The following is a 19,833-nucleotide window of genomic DNA, read 5'->3' as shown; positions in this document are numbered from 1 at the left end:
AGGAAGATGTTAAAATTAAGTAAAGATATTTATGGAAGCGTTTTCTTGATAGCGGTTTCGATCGTAATGTATGTCGCAACTTACAGTATACAAAAATTAACTGTATCGAAAATTGGTGCAGACTTTATGCCAAGAATAATTGCTATTGCAATATTCGTACTTAGTTTAGTTCTACTAGTCAACTCGGTTAAGCAAATGAAACAGTCGAAGGACATGAATCAGAGAAGGTTGGAAGTTGAAGAAGACGAAGATGAGCAAGAGGATGCAAATAGAAAGATCAGTCCATTAGCAGTCGTACTTACGATCGTTTTAATGATTGTCTATATTAGTCTATTGAAAACGGTTGGCTTTCTTATCATGACAGCTGTTTATCTATTTTTACAAATGTATTTTTTAGCAGATAAAAAAGAGCAGAAGATACCTTTATTTGTTGGAGTTTCAATCATTACTTCTATCTCTGTTTATTTCTGCTTTAAGTCAGTTTTTCACCTAATGCTACCAGCTGGAATTCTAGGTTAAGGGGGTGTTTATATGTTTGAACTATTTGTAGATGGTTTTTCTACAGTTTTAAATTTTAAGACTATGGGCTTTATTCTTGCAGGTGTAGTGGTGGGGTTGATATTTGGTGCGATCCCAGGGTTAACAGCGACAATGGCTATTGCGATTGCTTTGCCGATAACCTTTGGAATGGTACCAGTTGATGCGATGTCCTTATTAATGGGGTTGTATATAGGTGGAGTATCTGGGGGCCTGATACCTGCAATTTTGTTAAAGCTACCAGGCACGCCATCTTCAATTGCCACAACTTTTGATGGTTATCCCATGGCGAAAAAAGGGCGAGCAGGGGCCGCATTTGGATATGCGATCGTGTTTTCTTTTTTAGGCGGGCTATTTAGTATCTTGATTTTAATGTTACTTGCACCGCCTTTAGCAAAGGTTGCCCTTAAGTTTGGACCGTTTGAATACTTTGCAATCACGATATTTGCCTTAACAATGATTTCTAGTTTGGCAGGTAATTCATTAGTTAAAGGGCTATTGGCTGGATTAATGGGTATTGCCTTAGCAATGGTAGGAGCAGCACCGATTGATGCGTTTCCACGGTTCACATTTGGGAATAGTGCACTTGATGCAGGATTTAACTTATTGCCTGTTCTCATTGGATTGTTTGCTGTATCGGAAATCATTAACGTTTCTGAAACGAAAATAAAAAAAGGGCAATCAATACAATATGCGATGAAAGGTTTTGGTTTTTCCTTACGTGATTTTTACAAGCAAGGATGGAATGGATTAAGATCAAGTTTGATAGGAACAGGAATTGGAATTCTACCTGGTATTGGTGGAGGAACGGCCAATATTATCGCGTATGTGACCGCAAAAAACCAATCAAAAACTCCTGAAAAATTTGGGAAAGGTATTCCTGATGGGGTAGTTGCATCTGAGACGGCAAATAATGCTGCTGTAGGTGGAGCACTGATACCGCTTATTTCCCTAGGAATCCCAGGTGATACTGTTACCGCACTTCTTCTTGGAGCGTTGGTCGTCCATGGGCTAACTCCTGGTCCATTACTTTTCCAAAACAACGGGGACGTCGTTTATGGAATATTTGCAGCATTATTAATTGCTAATTTCGCAATGATTGCGTTCCTCTATTGGGGGATGAGAGTTTTTACTAGGGTTCTGAGTATTCCTCAATATATACTCTTGCCGGTTATTATGGTGCTGTGTGTAGTTGGAGCAATAGGCGTGAATAATCGTTTGTTTGATGCAGGTGCTCTCTTGTTTTTCGGGGTTCTCGGCTATATTATGTTGAAATTTAAGTTTCCTGTAGCACCGATTATTCTTGGTTTTATTTTAGGCCCACTACTTGAAACAAACTTACGTCGCGGGCTTATGTACACAAAAGGTGATTTTTTACCATTTTTAACTCAACCGATTGCTGCACTTTTCTTAAGCCTTGCTCTCTTGTCAATCATTTTAAAAATAAGAGGCAACTATAAAAAGAAAAAATTAGATTCAAACACTTTAGGAATCTAAGGTTGTAACCAAATCGATTTTAATAGAAATATTTCTATTGGAATATAATCAAAAACTCTGGGGAGGGTCTATCTTGAAAAAGTCTTTTAAAACGTTGCTTTTGGTCATGACTATGCTTTTCTTAGCCGCTATGTTTGTAGGGTGTGCAAGTGAAGAAGGATCTAGTGAGTCTAGTAGTTCAAAAACTGAAGGAAACTCAGAAGGTGCAAGTGATTATCCTACTAAGCCAATCACAGTAGTTGTTCCGGCTGGAGCTGGTGGGGATACTGATGCAAATGCAAGATTACTAGGTAAATATTTAGAAAAGGAATTAGGTCAAACCGTTGTTATCTCTAATGTGACTGGAGCTGGTGGTACTGTTGGTGCTAAAGAAGTGCTAGATTCTGATCCTGATGGTCATACTGTGTTGTTTTTCCATAATTCATTATTATTAAACAAAATTCTAGGTTTAGTTGATTATAGTTATGATTCTTATAAACTAGCAGGAATACCGATCTTAGACGAAGGAAACACATTTTTGGTAAGCGGTGACTCAGAGTTTGAAGACCTACAAGACATGGTTGAGTATGCACGCGCTAATCCAGGAGAAGTTTCAATTGCGACTGAGGTGGGAGGGTTTACTCACTTGCAATTATTAGCTTTAGAAAAAGATCAAGATATCAAACTTAACATCGTTGACGTTGGAGGTGCATCTGACAAAGTTGCTGCACTTCTTGGTGGACATGTTGATATTGTTCCAACTTCTCTAGGGTTAGTCCAAGATTATATTGAATCTGGAGATATGAGATCGCTTGGAATTATGGCTAAAGAAAGAGTCGATTTAATGCCTGATGTTCCGACATTTATAGAGCAAGATGTAAACAGTAGTTTCGAAAAGTTCTTCTTCTATGGTTTCAGTCCAGATACACCTGATGAAATTGTTGAAGTATTTTCAAAGGCGGTTGAGAACGTAGTAAACGATGAGGAATATGTTCAAGAAGCTGAGAAATTCCTAGTGTCACCAACTTATTTTAATCCAAAAGATGCATTTGATTATATTAAGGAAACGGAAGACATATATAAAGAACTAAACCAAGAGTAATTCTAACTAATCTATCATTTTCACCGAAATATCTGGATGCCCATAACATTTCGATTGACGTTAAGGGCATCTATTTTAGTAAGCATGGTGACAAAGCTTTGATGTATTGTTTCGAGTTGACGACATACTTAATATGTCTTACACTTAATTTAATTGTAAGACAAATGGACAAATTGAATACTCTGTTATTATAGAAGGGATGAAACATGATGACAACAGAAAGAAAATCTCCAACTGGAATTTTAGGATTTCCGACAGCACCTTTTAAAGAGAACGGAAGCATTGATGAAAAAGCATTAGCGGAAAATATAGATTTCTTAATCAAGGAGGGACTTAGTTCGATCTTTATCGCTTGTGGCTCAGGTGAGTTTCACGCATTAAGTAAAGCAGAATATCAAACAATGGTAAAAACTGCGGTGTCTGTTGCTAGTGGAAAGGTTCCTGTCTATACCGGAGTAGGTGGAAATATTGCGTATGCTGTTGAGTTAGTTAGACTTTCTGAGGACTTAGGTGCAGATGGGTACTTAATACTTCCACCGTACTTAATTGAAGGTGAACAAGAAGGTTTATACAATTACTATAAAACGATCGTCAAAAATAGTAACTTAAATGCAATTCTCTACAACCGAGATAATGCAATCGTACAGTTAGAGACTCTACAACGATTAGTAGAAGAATTTCCACAAATCGTTGCATTAAAAGATGGTCATGGAAATATGGAATTAAATTTGGAAATGACACAGACAATTGGAAATCGACTTGAATGGTTAAATGGGATGCCATTCGCTGAAATCACAATGCCAGCATACACAAGAATTGGTTTCCACTCTTATTCTTCTGCAATGTCAAATTACATGCCACATATTTCAAAACTTTATTTTGATGCTCTACTTGAAGGAAATGAGCAGCTTGTCAAAGAAATTTATGTTGATATTCTGCTTCCAATTAACCGAATTCGTAAAGCGAGAAAAGGGTACGCTGTTTCATTGATTAAAGCAGGAATGGAAATTCAAGGGTTCTCAGTAGCCAATACAGTTCGACCACCATGTGTACCTGTTGAGAGAGAGCATTATGAGCAACTAAAAAGTATAATTACGTTAGCTTTGAAAAAATATCCAGTTGAGTGTAAAGAAACTAGTAACTTGTAGTCTATTATTTGGTGAAATATAAGCAGTGCCAGAATTGTAGTTAAACTACTTTAATTAACAGGAGGATTCCAATGACTGTAGAAACAAAGAAAGAGACGTATTTAAACTATATCAATGGCTCATGGGTTGGCTCTTCAACAGGTGAAGTGAAGCCTAGTATAAACCCTGCAAACAAAGACGAGGTTGTAGGTTACCTTCAAATGTCGACGAAAGAAGAAGTAGATAAAGCAGTTTCTGTCGCAAAGCAAGCACAAAAAACATGGAAAAGGCTATCTGGTAGTGAAAGAGGGTCGTATTTGCATAAGGCGGCTAATGTTTTAGAAAGTAAGCTAGAAGAGGTTGCAAAGTGTATGACTCTTGAAATGGGCAAAACGTTACCTGAAGCAAAAGGTGAGACGGCTAGAGGTGTTGCAATTCTTCGTTATTATGCTGGTGAGGGTATGCGCAAAGTGGGTGATGTGATTCCATCAACTGATAGTAAAGCATTAATGTTTACAAGTCGCGTGCCTTTAGGAGTTGTTGGAGTCGTTACACCATGGAACTTCCCGGTTGCGATTCCAATTTGGAAAATGGCACCAGCGCTTATTTATGGTAATACTGTCGTGATCAAGCCTGCACAAGAAACAGCGGTTACATGTGCAAAAGTGATTCAGTGTTTTGAGGAAGCTGGCATTCCACCAGGTGTAGTAAATATGGTTACAGGATCAGGTTCAGTCATTGGTCAAGCGCTTACAGATAATCCAGATGTAAACGGAATTACGTTTACAGGATCTAATGAGGTTGGGAAATCAATTGGTCAAGGTGCATTAGCTCGTGGAGCAAAGTATCAACTAGAAATGGGCGGAAAAAACCCAGTCATTGTTGCGGCTGATGCAGATATAGAACTTGCAGTAGAATCAACAATTAGTGGCGCATTTCGTTCCACAGGACAAAAATGTACAGCAACAAGCCGTGTAATTGTTGAAAGGGCAATCTATGAAACTTTTAAAGAAAAATTAGTAGAAAAAACAAGAGAAATTACAATAGGTGATGGCTTGCAAGAAGGAATTTGGATGGGACCATGTGCGAATGAAGACCAACTAAAAACAGTCCTATCATACATTGAAATAGGAAAGAAAGAAGGAGCAACACTACTTGCAGGCGGAAATCGTCTAAAGGGAGAAGAATACGAAAATGGATTTTTCGTAGAGCCAACCATCTTCGAAAATGTTACTTCAGAGATGACCATTGCTCAAGAAGAAATCTTTGGCCCAGTGATAGCTCTTATTCAAGTTAATAATCTAGAAGAGGCACTTCAGATTGCTAATGATGTTCAGTTTGGTTTAAGTGCATCCATTTTCACAAGCAATATTCAAAGCATGCTTTCGTTTATTGAGGACATGGAAGCAGGACTTGTTCGTATTAATTCAGAAAGTGCAGGAGTTGAGTTGCAGGCTCCATTCGGTGGTATGAAACAATCAAGCTCTCATTCTCGTGAACAAGGAGAAGCAGCTAAAGACTTTTTCACATCAATTAAGACTGTTTTTGTAAAATAAATAGCGAGGTGAGTCCTATTCATTCACAAATAACATCTCAACAAGTAGCAAAGGAATGTGCATCTAGTACTCCAATCATTACTGAAATGAAGGTTATACCAGTTGCTGGTCACGATAGTATGTTGCTTAATCTTAGTGGGGCGCACAGCCCCTTCTTTACCAGAAACATAGTAATCCTGAAAGATAACTCTGGGAACACAGGTATAGGAGAGGTTCCTGGGGGTGAAAAGATTCGCAAAACATTGGAAGATGCACAGTCTTTAGTAGTTGGACAATCGATTGGAAAGTACAATATGATTCTTAATTCTGTAAGAAAACAATTTGAGGATAGAGATTCTGGTGGTAGAGGATTACAAACATTTGATTTAAGAATCACAGTTCATGCTGTTACTGCACTTGAAGCAGCCCTTCTTGATCTTGTAGGTAAGTATCTTAATGTACCTGTTGCAGCTTTACTTGGTGAAGGCCAACAGCGTGATAAAGTCGAAGTTTTAGGATATCTGTTTTATATTGGGAACCGGAACTCAACCAATCTGCCTTATTTAAGTAATTCTAATCCAGAAGACGACTGGTTTAGGTTGCGTCACGAAGAAGCATTGACAACTGAAGCGATCGTTCGTCTTGCTGAAGCTGCTCATGACCGTTATGGCTTTAATGATTTCAAGTTAAAGGGAGGAGTACTCAAAGGAGAGGCAGAGATAGAAGCAGCTGCCGCACTAGCAGATCGTTTTCCGAATGCGAGGATTACTTTAGATCCTAATGGGGCTTGGTCTTTGAAGGAAGCCATTAAGTTATGTCGTGATCAGCACCATGTATTGGCATATGCAGAAGATCCATGTGGAGCTGAAGATGGGTATTCCTCAAGAGAGGTAATGGCTGAGTTCAGAAGAGCAACAGGTCTACCTACAGCAACAAATATGATTGCTACTGATTGGCGTCAGATGGGACACTCAATTCTGTTGAACTCTGTGGATATTCCATTAGCAGACCCACATTTTTGGACGATGCAAGGCTCAGTTCGTGTTGCACAAATGTGTCATGATTGGGGATTGACATGGGGATCTCATTCTAATAATCATTTCGATATTTCCTTGGCAATGTTTACTCATGTTGCGGCAGCTGCTCCAGGGCGAATTACTGCGATTGATACACATTGGATTTGGCAGGATGGTCAGCGATTGACAAAAGAACCATTTAAGATTGCAGGCGGTTTTGTAAATGTTCCTGATAAGCCTGGTCTAGGGATTGAAATCGATATGGAGGAAATTGAGAAGGCCCACAAACTTTACAACAAAGAGGGTTTAGGTGTTCGTGATGACTCTGTAGCTATGCAGTATCTAGTACCTGGTTGGAAGTTTGATAACAAGCGTCCGTGTCTCGTGCAAAATTAAGTTGAGGTTGAACTCGTAAATGATTTAGAGCTTCGTAGTTTCCTTCTTAAAAACATTTGAGCAAAGGAGAAATCTTTTATGTCTATAAACGGAAAACTAAACGAAGTCCCGCTTTACATCAAAGTAAATTCACTGGATAATGTTGCGATAATTGTTAATTATGGGGGATTAAAACAAGGAACTGTTTTTCCCTGTGGGCTTGAACTGAAAGAAAATGTACCTCAAGGCCATAAAGTAGCCTTGACAGATTTAACACAAGATCAAACGATTATTCGCTATGGTGAAGTAATTGGGTATGCTGTTACTTCAATAAAAAAGGGCAGTTGGATTGACGAATCGTTAGTAAAGCTCCCTTCCCCTCCGAAGTTAGATGAATTGTCCATTTCAGACAAAGTGCCGGATTTGCTTCCCCCTCTTGAAGGACACACCTTTGAAGGATATCGAAATAAGGACGGTAGCGCGGGAATTAAAAATATCCTTGGTATTACAACAAGTGTTCAATGTGTTGCAGGAGTGTTAAATTATGCGGTCAGCAGAATTAAAAAGGAGATCCTCCCCAAATATGCTAATGTCCATGATGTAGTTGCGTTAAATCATACATACGGGTGTGGGGTTGCAATTAATGCACCGGAGGCAAAAATACCAATTCGGACGATTCAAAGCATGGCGATTCATCCGAACTTTGGTGGTGAAATCATGGTTGTTGGATTAGGATGTGAAAAGCTACTTCCTGAAAGGTTAGTACCGGACGGTGATACAGCTAACATTGTCTCACTTCAAGATCACCAGGGATTTACGAAAATGGTTCAAACGATTATTGAAATGGCTGAGGAGCGATTAGAAAAATTAAATGATCGGCAACGAGTCATTTGTCCTGTTTCCGATTTAGTGGTTGGTTTACAATGTGGAGGGAGTGACGCATTCTCTGGTGTCACGGCAAACCCTGCTGTAGGTTATGCAGCAGATTTACTGGTTCAAGCAGGGGCAACAGTCCTATTTTCAGAAGTTACGGAGGTTAGAGATGCCGTTCACTTATTAACACCGAGAGCAATTAATGAAGATGTAGGTACTGCGTTGATTCGAGAAATGAAGTGGTATGATAATTATTTACAAAAAGGAGACGCGGATCGTAGTGCAAATCCTTCACCTGGCAATAAAAAGGGCGGTTTAGCCAACGTGGTGGAGAAATCACTTGGTTCAATTGCAAAATCAGGAAGCAGCCCGATTTCAGGTGTTTTGTCTCCTGGAGAAAAGGCAACACATAAAGGATTAATATTTGCAGCGACACCGGCTAGCGACTTTGTCTGTGGAACCTTGCAATTAGCTTCTGGGATGCATCTTCAAGTTTTCACAACGGGACGAGGAACACCCTATGGATTGGCAATGGCACCCGTGATAAAAGTATCAACTCGAAATTCCTTAATGGAACAATGGGGTGACTTAATCGATGTCAATGCAGGACGAATAGCAACTGGAGAAGCAACGATTGAAGAAGTTGGCTGGGAACTTTTTCACTTAATTTTGGATGTTGCAAGCGGACGTAAGCAAACATGGGCTGAACACTGGGGATTACACAATGATTTAAGTTTGTTCAATCCCGCTCCAGTAACATAACTATTTTTTCATGAAAGGTTATCCTTAATAGAAGGATGCCTTTATTGGTTTATATTAAAAAATAGAATCATTCCTAATAACCGCCCCAGTTAAAAATGCTTTTCTTGACCAACAACTTCATTGTCTGTGGGAAGACCTTTTTCTTGTTGGTTTAAAAGGAGTGAAAGTTGTTTGCGAAGTTATCTCATTTTATCGATGTGTGTACTGTTTTTGATTCATTATTTCATTGATCTAATTTGGTTGGAATATATTGTAGTAGTTTTCGCTCTGTTATCGTTTATCATCAGTACTATGAATTCAAGTGGCTTTCCTCGTTGGATTGGTATCATCATGATGGGAACAGGGATGATCCTAGAAATCAATAAGGGAACAGGTCTAGATGGAATTAGTGAAGGAATTTTATTAATTTTGCCATTGCTATGCCTTGTTACTCTTGCTCCACTTCTTTCTCTTCCGCTAAAACTGGGAGGCTATTTCGAATCAGTTGATTCATTACTTAGAAATTTATTGAACCATCCGCAAAGACTATTTGCTGGTATAACAACTACCTTGTTCATATTAAGTCCAATCTTAAGCTTAGGCTCAGTCCGAATTATAAGTGAATTCCTTTCAGATCTTAAACTCCCATCGGCCATGTCTGCTAAAAGCTATTTAATTGGTTTTTCCACTGCTGTCATGTGGTCACCGTACTTTGCCTCTGTAACTCTGGTTCTTTACTACTTGGAAATGCCAGTTGGCAAATATATATTGTATGGATTAGGAATATCCTTTCTTTCATTGCTTGTGGGGAATGTATTGTTTGCTATTTGGGAGCGTCGGTATCCGCTAGATAGGCCATCAGATCCAGAAATTCCTTTAGAAAATAGAACTCGTAATCAGCTCATTCAATTGGCTATGTTTACATTCTTTCTAATGTTTACTTCGTTAACGATTGAATATTTCACCCAATGGTCCATGATTGTTGTTGTAAGTATAATTTCTATTATCTTACCACTCATGTGGGGTGCTATTTCAAATAGTTGGAAACGTCTTTATCCCCATTGGAGAACATATCTTGATCAGTCGGTGCCTATGATGAATAACGAAATTATGCTATTTACAAGTGCGGGATTGTTGGGGCATGCAATTCAAGGAACGACCTTTGCGAATGAAATAAGTCAATTCCTAACTAGTGTCGCAAATCAATCATTTATATTGTTTGCTTTAGCTGTAATGGTGATTGTCCTTGTTGTTACGTATGTTGGGATCCATCAGATCGCAGTTATTTCCGCTTTGGCAATGCAATTGAACGCTCAAGAGCTAGGTATAAGCACTCTTTCTCTAGCGATGCTTTTATTACTTGCTTGGTCAATTTCATCGGCTTTAAGTCCCTTCTCAGGATTAAATCTGATGGTTAGTCGGATTGTTGGGATATCAGGATTTGAAGTAGGTCTTCGTGCGAATGGGTTGCATTTATCTATCGTTGCTATTCTTGGTATAGGGATTATTATGTTTGTCCGTTAAATAGGGCAAAGAGAAAATTACCGATCTTTCATTCTTTTATTGTAACCATGGAATTCATAGCTTATATCATATTTTTATAGAATTACCCTTTATTTTCAAGACGAGGGGAAATCCCGTAATTTTGTCATCAACACAAAAAATCAGTTATCTGAAAATATATAGTTAATTGCTGTTCGTACTAATATCCTCGTCTACTCAATCGTAAAAAGAGAAGAGCTACTTTTTTTTACAACAATTAGCAGAAAGAATAGAATAGTCAGTGCAAAAAAGGTATAAACAATAATAGAATAATTGAATGAGAAGACTTTTGGAAAGCTAATATGATGTGACTGTCATCACTCAATTTATTTGAGAGAAGAGGAATTATTATAAAACCTAATAATGAATTATATTAAACTTATTATAATAAATAAAAAATTCAGAATTCTATTGTTGACGTAAACAAAAATCTGATATATCATATACCATATATCAAGAAGGTAAGAGGGGAGAAACATATGTATCAAAACCAATTTAAACAAAAATTAAACGGGATCTCAAACAAACCCTGGTTGGGAGTTTTCATTGGCTTTCCATCTACTCAAGTCGTTGAAATGGCGGCACTAAATCATTTTGATGTGGTAGTAATCGACAATGAGCATGGCATACTTTCACCTGAAAATGTCGAGCATATGGTAATTGCGGCCGAGAATAGAGGAATTACTCCTTTAGTTAGGGTCGTTTCAAGTAACACGCATGAAATTTTAAAAGCGATGGATAGAGGTGCTCACGGTGTTCATGTACCTCAAGTAGAATCGAAAGAAGAAGCAGAAAGAATAGTTGAAGCTGTTAAATACCCTCCTGTAGGTAAAAGAGGAGCTGCTTTTTCGATGAGAGCTGCTGATTACGGAAACGTTCCAATCTATGAGTATTTAGAACATGCAAATCGAGAATCCTTTATATGTATTCATATCGAGAGTGAAAAAGCGATGGAGAATCTAGATGAAATCCTGAGTGTGAAAGATATTGATATGGTCTATATTGGTCCAACAGACTTGTCTGTGTCGCTTGGGTATGGAGGACGAATGGATCACCCAGAGGTTTTAAAATCAATTGATCATATTTACCAATCCGCTCGAAAGGCTGAAGTGAAAGTGGGTATTCATACAAAAGATAGTAATGGAGCACGAATGAGAAAGGAATGGGGAGCCGATTATATTGGACTCACAGTAACCTCACTTATTAACCAATCCTTTTCTCAATATGTAAATGGTCTAAACTTACTTAAACTATAAATCTATAAATTTAGGGAGTGCAATGTTATGAGTTACAAAGATCTTATCCAAAGTTTGAACACGATTTCTGCAATAAACTTGACGCCTTTTTATGAGGATACGAAAGAAATTGATTGGAATAGCTTGGAAAAAAATATTAACTTTCTTATTGATCATGGCGTAAAAGTGATTGTTCCTGGAGGAAATACCGGAGAGTTTTACGCGATGAGCCTCGAAGAAGTAAAACAGGTGACAAAAAAAGTTATTGACATTGTGAATCGAAGGGCTGTTGTAATGGTTGGTATAGGATACGCTGTGCCGACAGCAATTGAATTAGGGCGATATGCCCAAGCTGCGGGAGCAGATTGCGTAATGATTCACCAACCAATACATCCTTATTCCAATAATAAAGGAGCAGTCGATTACTTCCATGAAATTATAAATGCACTTGATATTCCAACTGTTCTCTATTTTAAAAACCCTAATCTAAGTGATGATGTTTTAAAAGAATTAGCACCTTTAGAAAAATTCATTGGGGTAAAATATGCAATTAATGATTTTCCTCGTTTTACAAAAACAATCCGTTCTATGCCAAAACAACACCAACTTGCTTGGATTTGTGGCACAGCCGAAAAGTGGGCACCATATTTCTTTCTTGCCGGTGCAACAGGTTTTACGTCTGGATTGGTTAACATTTACCCAGAAAAATCATTTGAATTATTAGACGCGCTAAAAAAGAAAGAGGTCGATAAGGTGTGGGAAATATGGGAGGAATTACTTCCATTCGAGGAACTAAGAGCGAAGAACAACGATGGAAATAATGTAGCAGTGATTAAAGAAGCTCTTAGACAAATAGGTTTTACCGCAGGTGTTACAAGACCTCCAGTAGCGGAGTTGGATGAAAGTGACAAATTAGCAGTAGCAAAAATTCTTCAAAGCTGGGGATTACTAAATAAAACGATGGTATAAAAGGAAAATCACTGCTGTGACTATCAACTATCTCTTTAAAAAGCGAATCATAGATAGATGATGTAGGGAAATATGATAATAGTTTTATATAATTAAATGTAAAGGATTGTGAAAAATGAGCCAAGTCTATTTGAACTATATAAATGGCGATTGGATTTTTGGAAGTAATGGTGAAACAATACCAAGTGTTAATCCTGCTAACATAGATGAAATCGCCGGTTATGTGCAGAGTTCTTCGGTTGATGATGTAAATAGTGCTGTTAATTCGGCCAAAGAAGCCAAAAAAAAATGGGAGAATACTTCGTCTGTTGAAAGAGGTAATATTCTTTATGAAGTTGCTAATGTTCTAGAAACTAGAATAGAAGATATTGCAATTACAGCTACAAAGGAAATGGGAAAAACATTGGCCGAAACTAAGGGTGAAGTGGCACGTGCGGTGTCTATTTTACGATTTTTTGCACAAGAAGGTTTAAGGAAAACGGGAGATGTCATCCCATCTCAAAACAGTAACAATTTACTTTATACAACAAGAGCGCCACTCGGAGTGGTAGGAGTGATTAGTCCATGGAATTTCCCTATTGCTATACCAGTTTGGAAAATCGCGCCAGCTCTCGTTTATGGGAATACCGTTGTATTTAAACCTGCAACAGAAACCGCCATTACAGCAGTTAAAATCGCCGAGGCATTTCATGAGGGCGGTATTCCAAAAGGTGTATTTAATTTAGTTACAGGCAAAGGTTCAGTCATTGGAGATGCTTTTATTGAACATAAAGATATTGATGGCATTACTTTTACAGGTTCAAATGATGTAGGAAAGAAAGTCGCTTTAGGGGCAATCGAAAGAGGAGCAAAATATCAGTTGGAAATGGGTGGGAAGAATCCAGCCATTGTCTTGGATGATGCGGATTTAGATCTAGCTGAAGAATTGACAGTAAATGGAGCAATGAAGCATACAGGTCAAAAGTGTACGGCAACAAGTATAGTATATGTGCATAGTGACATATATAATGAGTTTAAAGAAAGAATACTTAAACGAGTTGAGGCTATTAAAGTCGGTTCTGGCTTAGATTCATCCGTATATATGGGCCCACTTTCGTCAAGCGCCCAATTGGAACAAGTCCTGAAGTATATTGAAAAGGGAAAAGAAGAAGGCGCAGAGTTGATTTATGGCGGTAAGAGACTTCATGGACCAGCGTATGACAAAGGTCACTTCATCGAACCAACAGTATTTGGGAATGTTACAAATAATATGACCATTGCCCGTGAAGAAATTTTTGGCTCTGTCCTTGCCCTGATAAAGGTAGACTCTCTAGAGGATGCATTGACCCAGGCGAATGACTCATCATTTGGCTTAAGCGCTTCTATTTTTACACGAGACCTCGCGAAATCTTTACAATTTGTAAGAGAAATACAAGCAGGGATGGTAAAAGTAAATGGAGAAAGTGCTGGGGTTGAACTCCAAGCTCCGTTCGGTGGTATGAAACAATCTAGTTCGGGCTCAAGGGAGCAAGGTACAGCAGCAATTGAGTTTTTTACCTCTATTAAGACAATAACGATTACACCAACACTTTAAGATGGAATGTGAGGGGATGACATGAAACCAAAAGTTATTTTATATAGCCGGTTACCAGATGACTTACTGGAAAGATTAGAAAAAAATTGTGATGTACAACAATATGACTTAGAATCTAGTTCCGAACCTGATTTTTCCCATGATTTGCGTGAAGTTGAAGGGATTATTGGATCCGGTTTAAAGGTAGACCGAGAACTATTGAATCATGCACATAAGCTAAAAGTTGTCACGAATATTTCGGTAGGATATAACAATTTAGATATTGATGAACTAACCAAACGAGGTATTATGGCCACAAATACACCAGACGTCCTAACAGATACGACTGCTGACACTGTATTTGGACTACTGTTGTCAACGGCTAGAAGAATACCGGAGCTAGATCATTATGTGAAATCTGGTCAATGGAAAGATAAAATCACAGAAGACTTGTTTGGTGTGGACGTCCATCATAAAAATTTAGGTATAATTGGAATGGGAAGAATCGGACGTGCCATTGCTGAAAGGGCGCATTATGGTTTCAAAATGAACATTTTATATTACAATCGTTCACGAAACACTTCTGCTGAAAAAGAGTTAAACGCTGAGTATGCTAGTATGGATTCCTTGTTGGCACAATCAGATTTCGTTTGTGTGATGGCACCACTTGTTCCAGAGACAGTGAATTTAATTGGAAAAAGAGAATTCCGTTTGATGAAGAAAAGTGCCATTTTTATTAATGGGTCTCGAGGAGCACTTGTAAATGAAGATGAGTTAATTGAAGCCCTAGAGAATAGGGAAATATTAGCAGCAGGCTTAGATGTTTACAGGGAAGAACCTTTGAACTTAGAAAGTCCACTTCGTCATTTAAAAAATGTTGTGACGCTGCCTCACCTTGGTTCAGCAACTACTGAAACAAGGTACAAAATGGCAAATCTAGCAGTAGAGAACTTACTCAAAGGTTTAAAAGGGGAAACGCCACCTAGTCTAATAAATCATGATGTTTTAAAGCTAAGTGAATGGAATAGAATATAAATTTTTTCAGGGTAGATAGGGGGAATTCTTATATTCTTCCGTAAAAATGATTCAGAATATTATAAATATTATGTGTGTGAGCTTCATTTAAAGGGGGTGAAACGGATTTACTGTGAGGAATAAGGCACTAAAATTTTGTAAGCGATTTCATTTTTACTTATATTTATTTACTAAAACAAAATTGGGAGTAATCGTTCTTTGAAAGTAATTCTAGTGTGTTAATTTAGCGAATAAAAAATTCTACCATTACTAGTTATCGATAAGGAGGTTTAATGAAAATGGAATTACAAAAGGAAATTAACGTCCAACATGACAAGACTCAATTGCAAAAGATGTGGGAAGCTTTAAAAATGTATGGACCTGGAATTGTGATGATACTTACCATGATGGGTGCAGGTGACCTTGTAACTTCATCTGTATCAGGTTCCAACTATGGGTATAGCCTAATGTGGCTTCTTGCTGCATCACTATTAATTCGGTTTGTGATTTGTAATATTATGGGACGCTTCCAAATTTACAATAACCAAGGTATGACTATTTTAGATGGCTATTCACGTATCCACAAGCTTTTTCCAATCTTTTTTGGGATTGCTGGCTTAGTTATCGGACATTTAATTGTTGCACAAATGATAAAAGGCTCAGGAATTGCACTTGCATGGATGTTTGGATTCGGCAACGCATTCATTTGGTCAATTGTTGTCGTATTAGCTAGTTTGTTTATTATGGGAAGAAATGCTTATAAAAAAGTGGAACTAGTCATGAAAGTTTTATTAGGTATTTTAACTTTTTGTTTTGTAGGCTTGGCAGTATATAGTGGACCTAGTGTTGGAAGCATTCTCAAGGGCACGGTTGGATTTGGCTTACCAGATGAGACTGGTGCTTACAGTGTAATTCTTGTGGCAATTTCATTAGTCGGTGCAGTAGCTGGTTCACTTACAAATCTAATTTATCCTTATTTTTTACAAGATAAAGGCTGGACGAAGCCAGTTCATAAAAGAATTCAACGTAACGATTTATTATTTGGATTTATTTGTGCCATTATCCTCAATTTAGCAATTTGGGTTGTTGGTGCTGAAATACTTCGTCCGAATGGTATTCAAGTGGAAAGCGTAGAGGATATATCTCGTGCTTTATCTATGTACATGGGTGATCTCGGATCTTGGATTTTCTACTTAGGTGTTTTTGGAATCCTATACAGTAGTGTAATTGGAACCGCAAATGGTTATGCAAAAGTAATTACGGATTGTTATTATAAGGTTACGAATAAGGTATTGACAAAAGATGAGAAAATAGAGGGTGATTCGAAGTTTAAATGGATCAGTTTGTTTCTGCTTGTTTCCCCAATCATCTGGTCAATCCCAGGGGTTACTGGATTTGTAGCTCTTACACTATTTACGAATGCACTAAATGTAGTAGGTTTACCAGCAATTTCTATTGGTCTACTCATCATTTCTAATCAGAAGAAATATTTAGGCAAACATACGAATAACTGGTTTGAAAACATCATGCTAGTAGCTACAACAATATTGGCAATTTGGGGATCGTATCAAATAATTATAAGTTTCTTTGCTTAATTTATTTTGTTACAGTTAATCTAATATAGTTTCTAATGCTATACTAGACGTAACATTGTTCAGAAGGAGCACAGTAGAAATGTACGAAGATATTAAAAAGAAGATAAGTATGCAATCACGCTCCGTAAGAGAGTTGATTTATGAAGAACTTAAAGAAGCAATATTAAATGGAAAATACGAACCTAGTTTTCATTTGAGAGAAAGAGAACTGGCAAAAGAGTTTGAAGTAAGTACTACACCAATTAAAGAAGCTCTAAGACAACTTGAAAAAGATGGATTAGTGGTTACACAAGCAAGAAAAGGCTCCTTTGTATCTACAAGTGTCATGACTTCCGTGGAAGAAATTAGATGGGCAAGGGCGGCGCTTGAAGGTGTTGCCGCACGTTTAGCTGCCATTAAAAGGACTGATGAAGAATTAGAAAAACTTGAATCTACTATTAAAAGTATGAAACTCTATACTCAAGAAAAAAACAGAGAAATGTTGGAAAAATATAATACTACTTTTCATGATTTCATTCAACAAATTGCAAAGAATAATTACATCTCCAACCAGATAGATGCGGTTTGCTCCTTTGACAAGTTTTTCCGTAAAAAAGCATTGTCTGTTACAGATGAACACGATCGAGCTTTTCAAGACCATTATTTCATTTTCGAAAAGATCAAAGAGCAAGATGCAGTTGGAGCAGAAGATGCAATGCGTAATCACATTAATCGTTCTACAACATTTGCATTAAAACAAAAGAACGGCAAGGTTGAATAACACTAAGGATTGTGTACAATTAAGGTATTGTTTTCGTATTGGTAGATTTCTTTAGATTTTGTTGATATATCAAATATCAAATGATTATTTTAAAGGATTTTATTAATGAATATTCAAAGAAAATCTCCTTCAGGAATCCTTGGTTTCCCTATCACTCCATTTGATGAGAACGGGAGACTTGACGAACAGGAGGGTATAATGTTTCCCTCATAAAGGCTGGAATGGAAATCATAGGTCTGCCTATTGGTTCAACAGTGAGACCACTATTAATTCCAGTTGAGAAAGAACACTATCGACAGTTGTAAGCCATATTAAAGAAAGCACTAGAAAAATATCCTGTACACATTAATAAATAATAAAACAGTGAGTCTCTGTAGGCATGAAAGCATACTTTTAAAGTATTGATCGTACACTTGAGAGGTATCTTGCCTACAGGACTGATCTTTTTCAATCATCTAATATTATAGCTGAAGCTTTAAGACCGATGGATGGGAGATTTATGAATTTACTTAACCTTACACACATTATTTTTTTATTGTTGATTGCAGTTTCAAGCATCATAATATCTTTTTTTGATATATTCGGATTACGTATTCTGTTGGTTGTATGCGTGGGTATACTTTTGATTGTTTTAGTAATCAAAACTTCAGGGCTTCTACGAATCTCTTATTCCACTTTTTTTATCTTAAGCTTACTCTTAAGTTTCCAATATAAAATACCAGTTGAAAATGTAATAGATGCCCTTATTTCTCATACCATTTTTATTGCGCTGTTTGTTTGTACTCCTCTTATAAAAGTTCCTATCGAGTCGGGAAGGTATTTAGAAAAGCTGATACCAAAAATGAGAGAGATACCCTATGAACGTCTATCGCCTATGTTAATCATTAGTAATTTTATTTTATGCTCCTTTATAAATGTGGGCGGAATTCGTGTAATTGGTGAGTTTTTTGCTGATTCTATGAAAAGGTCTCCCGTGACGTTTGGAGCAATATTGAGTAGATCATTTAGTTCTGCTGCTTTTTGGTCACCTTATTTTTCTGCCTTTTCCATTGCGATTGCATACAGTAGTAGCAGCCCTGCGCTCATTCTTGGAATTGGGTTGTTTTTTACTATTATTGTATTATTATTTTGGATTGCTAGCTTTTTAATTAATAAGCCAAATGAAGAAAACCTCGTTACCTTTTCGAAAAATGATATACTCACGATTGGAATCATTATATTCTATTTTTGCTTATTAGTAATATCTGTAGTATTGCTAAGTCATTTTACTAATTATGATGTTATTTTAATCATTTCATTAGTAAGTATCGTTTTTAGTTTCCTTTGGTGTGTTGTATTTGGAAAGTTTATGTCATATCTGAGAGCGTTGAAAAAATTTGTTACGAAGGATTTACTGAATATACGTGAAGAAGCCTTTTTGTTTATTTCAATTGGTTTTTTTGCAAGTACTCTTATGAATATAAGTTGGGAAATACATTTGCCAACATTACCAGGAAATTCACCATTTTTTGTCTTTTTGTTCATTATTCTCTTTAATCTCGTAGTTGTCGCTATTGCTATAACTGGTGTTCATCATTTGGTCACAATCACTATCATTACTGCAACTGTAGATTGGGAGAATATTGGAGTAGTGCCTGTGATTTATGCGATGACCATCTTATTAGCTTGGTGGTTAAGTTCCATGATATCCCCGTTTTCACCGCCAAACATGATTACTGCCCGTATCGTTAACCGTACTCCTTTTTATGTAGGCATTTATACGAACGGTTTATTTGGTATTTACGTTCTTATAGGAGCAGCGATTTATTTAACGATAATTAATAGTATTCTAAGTTGAAATCTAAACAATCGGGTTTAGTCCGAACAAGACAGATATTTACCTTTACTTGTGGAAATTCCAACAATTGAAAGATTAATCATTGCGACTGGCCTAAGTGCCTCAGGTCAGGTCTAACGTTTACGTGGTGTCTAATCAGTAGTTGATGAAAAATCAAAGTATTGTATTTCTTTGTATCAATCATTCGTTTTACTAAAATATGAGATGGTCAATTAGAGCGGTCTGATGAAAAATAGTGGGCTTTATATATAAGTTAATAAGAAGCGAGCAGCATTGAGTTGATGCGCTTTTTTATATGTCTAGCGTACTATGTCAAATACTATTTCTTGGATTTTGTGCATGCCGAACACACCAACCAATCTTAATAACCAATTTTAGGTTCATAAGGAAGCAACTGTCAGGAAGCTTCTATAAAAGCTAACCACCACTTTTCGGGTCTGAAGTGAATAAAATGCCTCGTTTTCATTCTGCAGAAAGTGCACCCTGGTCAGTACAGTCTTTAAGATTAACGTACGATTCGCATTTGCAGGACGAGGTGGATCACGCT

15 protein-coding genes and 1 pseudogene are annotated in these 19,833 nt (G+C 37.2%); all 16 read left to right on the top strand.

What is annotated here, in order from left to right; translation table 11 throughout:
• The first annotated feature begins 6 nt into the window (after positions 1 to 6).
• The 16 genes and pseudogenes from ACFFIX_RS23890 to ACFFIX_RS23815 all read left to right on the top strand — a co-directional run bounded on the left by ACFFIX_RS23890 (position 7) and on the right by ACFFIX_RS23815 (position 19,286).
• Positions 7 to 519 carry a tripartite tricarboxylate transporter TctB family protein gene (locus tag ACFFIX_RS23890; protein ID WP_378938556.1) on the top strand — a complete coding sequence of 171 codons (513 nt, stop codon included), beginning with the start codon at positions 7 to 9 and terminating at the stop codon, positions 517 to 519.
• A 12-nt stretch (positions 520 to 531) separates the two neighbouring features.
• Positions 532 to 2,034, top strand: coding sequence for a tripartite tricarboxylate transporter permease (locus ACFFIX_RS23885; RefSeq protein WP_378938554.1), 1,503 nt, complete (start codon positions 532 to 534; stop codon positions 2,032 to 2,034).
• Between the two features lie 73 nt (positions 2,035 to 2,107).
• On the top strand, positions 2,108 to 3,115 hold the full coding sequence (locus ACFFIX_RS23880) for a tripartite tricarboxylate transporter substrate binding protein (RefSeq protein ID WP_378938552.1): 1,008 nt from the start codon (positions 2,108 to 2,110) through the stop codon (positions 3,113 to 3,115).
• Positions 3,116 to 3,324: 209 nt separating this feature from the next.
• A complete protein-coding gene (gene kdgD, locus ACFFIX_RS23875) occupies positions 3,325 to 4,263 on the top strand; it encodes a 5-dehydro-4-deoxyglucarate dehydratase (protein WP_378938550.1) in 939 nt (312 codons plus the stop codon).
• A gap of 71 nt (positions 4,264 to 4,334) precedes the next feature.
• Positions 4,335 to 5,798 (top strand): alpha-ketoglutaric semialdehyde dehydrogenase GucD, encoded by a 1,464-nt coding sequence (gene gucD, locus ACFFIX_RS23870; RefSeq protein ID WP_378938548.1) that lies wholly within the window; start codon positions 4,335 to 4,337, stop codon positions 5,796 to 5,798.
• Between the two features lie 29 nt (positions 5,799 to 5,827).
• A complete protein-coding gene (gudD, locus tag ACFFIX_RS23865; RefSeq protein ID WP_378938605.1) occupies positions 5,828 to 7,189 on the top strand; it encodes a glucarate dehydratase in 1,362 nt (453 codons plus the stop codon).
• Between the two features lie 78 nt (positions 7,190 to 7,267).
• Positions 7,268 to 8,803 (top strand): galactarate dehydratase, encoded by a 1,536-nt coding sequence (gene garD / locus ACFFIX_RS23860; RefSeq protein WP_378938546.1) that lies wholly within the window; start codon positions 7,268 to 7,270, stop codon positions 8,801 to 8,803.
• Positions 8,804 to 8,974: 171 nt separating this feature from the next.
• The gene (locus tag ACFFIX_RS23855) at positions 8,975 to 10,306 is read left to right on the top strand and encodes a TRAP transporter large permease subunit (RefSeq protein ID WP_378938544.1); all 1,332 of its coding nucleotides are present in this window, start codon (positions 8,975 to 8,977) and stop codon (positions 10,304 to 10,306) included.
• 497 nt (positions 10,307 to 10,803) lie between these two features.
• Entirely contained in the window at positions 10,804 to 11,580 is a 777-nt protein-coding gene (locus ACFFIX_RS23850) for an HpcH/HpaI aldolase family protein (protein ID WP_378938542.1), read from the top strand.
• Positions 11,581 to 11,607: 27 nt separating this feature from the next.
• On the top strand, positions 11,608 to 12,528 hold the full coding sequence (locus ACFFIX_RS23845) for a dihydrodipicolinate synthase family protein (protein ID WP_378938540.1): 921 nt from the start codon (positions 11,608 to 11,610) through the stop codon (positions 12,526 to 12,528).
• A gap of 115 nt (positions 12,529 to 12,643) precedes the next feature.
• A complete protein-coding gene (gucD, locus tag ACFFIX_RS23840; protein WP_378938538.1) occupies positions 12,644 to 14,101 on the top strand; it encodes an alpha-ketoglutaric semialdehyde dehydrogenase GucD in 1,458 nt (485 codons plus the stop codon).
• Between the two features lie 21 nt (positions 14,102 to 14,122).
• Positions 14,123 to 15,115: a 2-hydroxyacid dehydrogenase gene (locus ACFFIX_RS23835; protein WP_378938536.1), complete on the top strand. Its 993-nt coding sequence runs from the start codon at positions 14,123 to 14,125 to the stop codon at positions 15,113 to 15,115.
• Between the two features lie 278 nt (positions 15,116 to 15,393).
• Positions 15,394 to 16,689: an Nramp family divalent metal transporter gene (locus ACFFIX_RS23830; protein ID WP_378938534.1), complete on the top strand. Its 1,296-nt coding sequence runs from the start codon at positions 15,394 to 15,396 to the stop codon at positions 16,687 to 16,689.
• A gap of 79 nt (positions 16,690 to 16,768) precedes the next feature.
• Positions 16,769 to 17,449, top strand: coding sequence for a GntR family transcriptional regulator (locus tag ACFFIX_RS23825; protein WP_378938532.1), 681 nt, complete (start codon positions 16,769 to 16,771; stop codon positions 17,447 to 17,449).
• Between the two features lie 191 nt (positions 17,450 to 17,640).
• A pseudogene (locus ACFFIX_RS23820) lies at positions 17,641 to 17,754 on the top strand (5-dehydro-4-deoxyglucarate dehydratase); the annotation flags it as partial.
• Positions 17,755 to 18,290: 536 nt separating this feature from the next.
• The gene (locus tag ACFFIX_RS23815) at positions 18,291 to 19,286 is read left to right on the top strand and encodes a hypothetical protein (protein ID WP_378938530.1); all 996 of its coding nucleotides are present in this window, start codon (positions 18,291 to 18,293) and stop codon (positions 19,284 to 19,286) included.
• Positions 19,287 to 19,833: the final 547 nt, after the last annotated feature.

It is taken from the genome of Metabacillus herbersteinensis (genome assembly GCF_042433335.1).
Classification (GTDB): Bacteria; Bacillota; Bacilli; order Bacillales; family Bacillaceae; genus Metabacillus; species Metabacillus herbersteinensis.
Note: the sequence above shows the minus strand (reverse complement) of the source record. Positions and strands in the feature narration are given on the sequence as shown.

What these genes read in the sequence shown, in the direction of transcription:
- ACFFIX_RS23890 (WP_378938556.1), top strand. Translation starts at nt 7, where the DNA reads ATGTTAAAATTAAGTAAAGATATTTATGGAAGCGTTTTCTTGATAGCG.
- ACFFIX_RS23835 (WP_378938536.1), top strand. Translation starts at nt 14,123, where the DNA reads ATGAAACCAAAAGTTATTTTATATAGCCGGTTACCAGATGACTTACTG.
- kdgD (WP_378938550.1), top strand. Translation starts at nt 3,325, where the DNA reads ATGACAACAGAAAGAAAATCTCCAACTGGAATTTTAGGATTTCCGACA.
- garD (WP_378938546.1), top strand. Translation starts at nt 7,268, where the DNA reads ATGTCTATAAACGGAAAACTAAACGAAGTCCCGCTTTACATCAAAGTA.
- ACFFIX_RS23850 (WP_378938542.1), top strand. Translation starts at nt 10,804, where the DNA reads ATGTATCAAAACCAATTTAAACAAAAATTAAACGGGATCTCAAACAAA.
- gucD (WP_378938538.1), top strand. Translation starts at nt 12,644, where the DNA reads ATGAGCCAAGTCTATTTGAACTATATAAATGGCGATTGGATTTTTGGA.
- ACFFIX_RS23825 (WP_378938532.1), top strand. Translation starts at nt 16,769, where the DNA reads ATGTACGAAGATATTAAAAAGAAGATAAGTATGCAATCACGCTCCGTA.
- ACFFIX_RS23830 (WP_378938534.1), top strand. Translation starts at nt 15,394, where the DNA reads ATGGAATTACAAAAGGAAATTAACGTCCAACATGACAAGACTCAATTG.
- ACFFIX_RS23845 (WP_378938540.1), top strand. Translation starts at nt 11,608, where the DNA reads ATGAGTTACAAAGATCTTATCCAAAGTTTGAACACGATTTCTGCAATA.
- gucD (WP_378938548.1), top strand. Translation starts at nt 4,335, where the DNA reads ATGACTGTAGAAACAAAGAAAGAGACGTATTTAAACTATATCAATGGC.
- ACFFIX_RS23815 (WP_378938530.1), top strand. Translation starts at nt 18,291, where the DNA reads ATGAGAGAGATACCCTATGAACGTCTATCGCCTATGTTAATCATTAGT.
- ACFFIX_RS23885 (WP_378938554.1), top strand. Translation starts at nt 532, where the DNA reads ATGTTTGAACTATTTGTAGATGGTTTTTCTACAGTTTTAAATTTTAAG.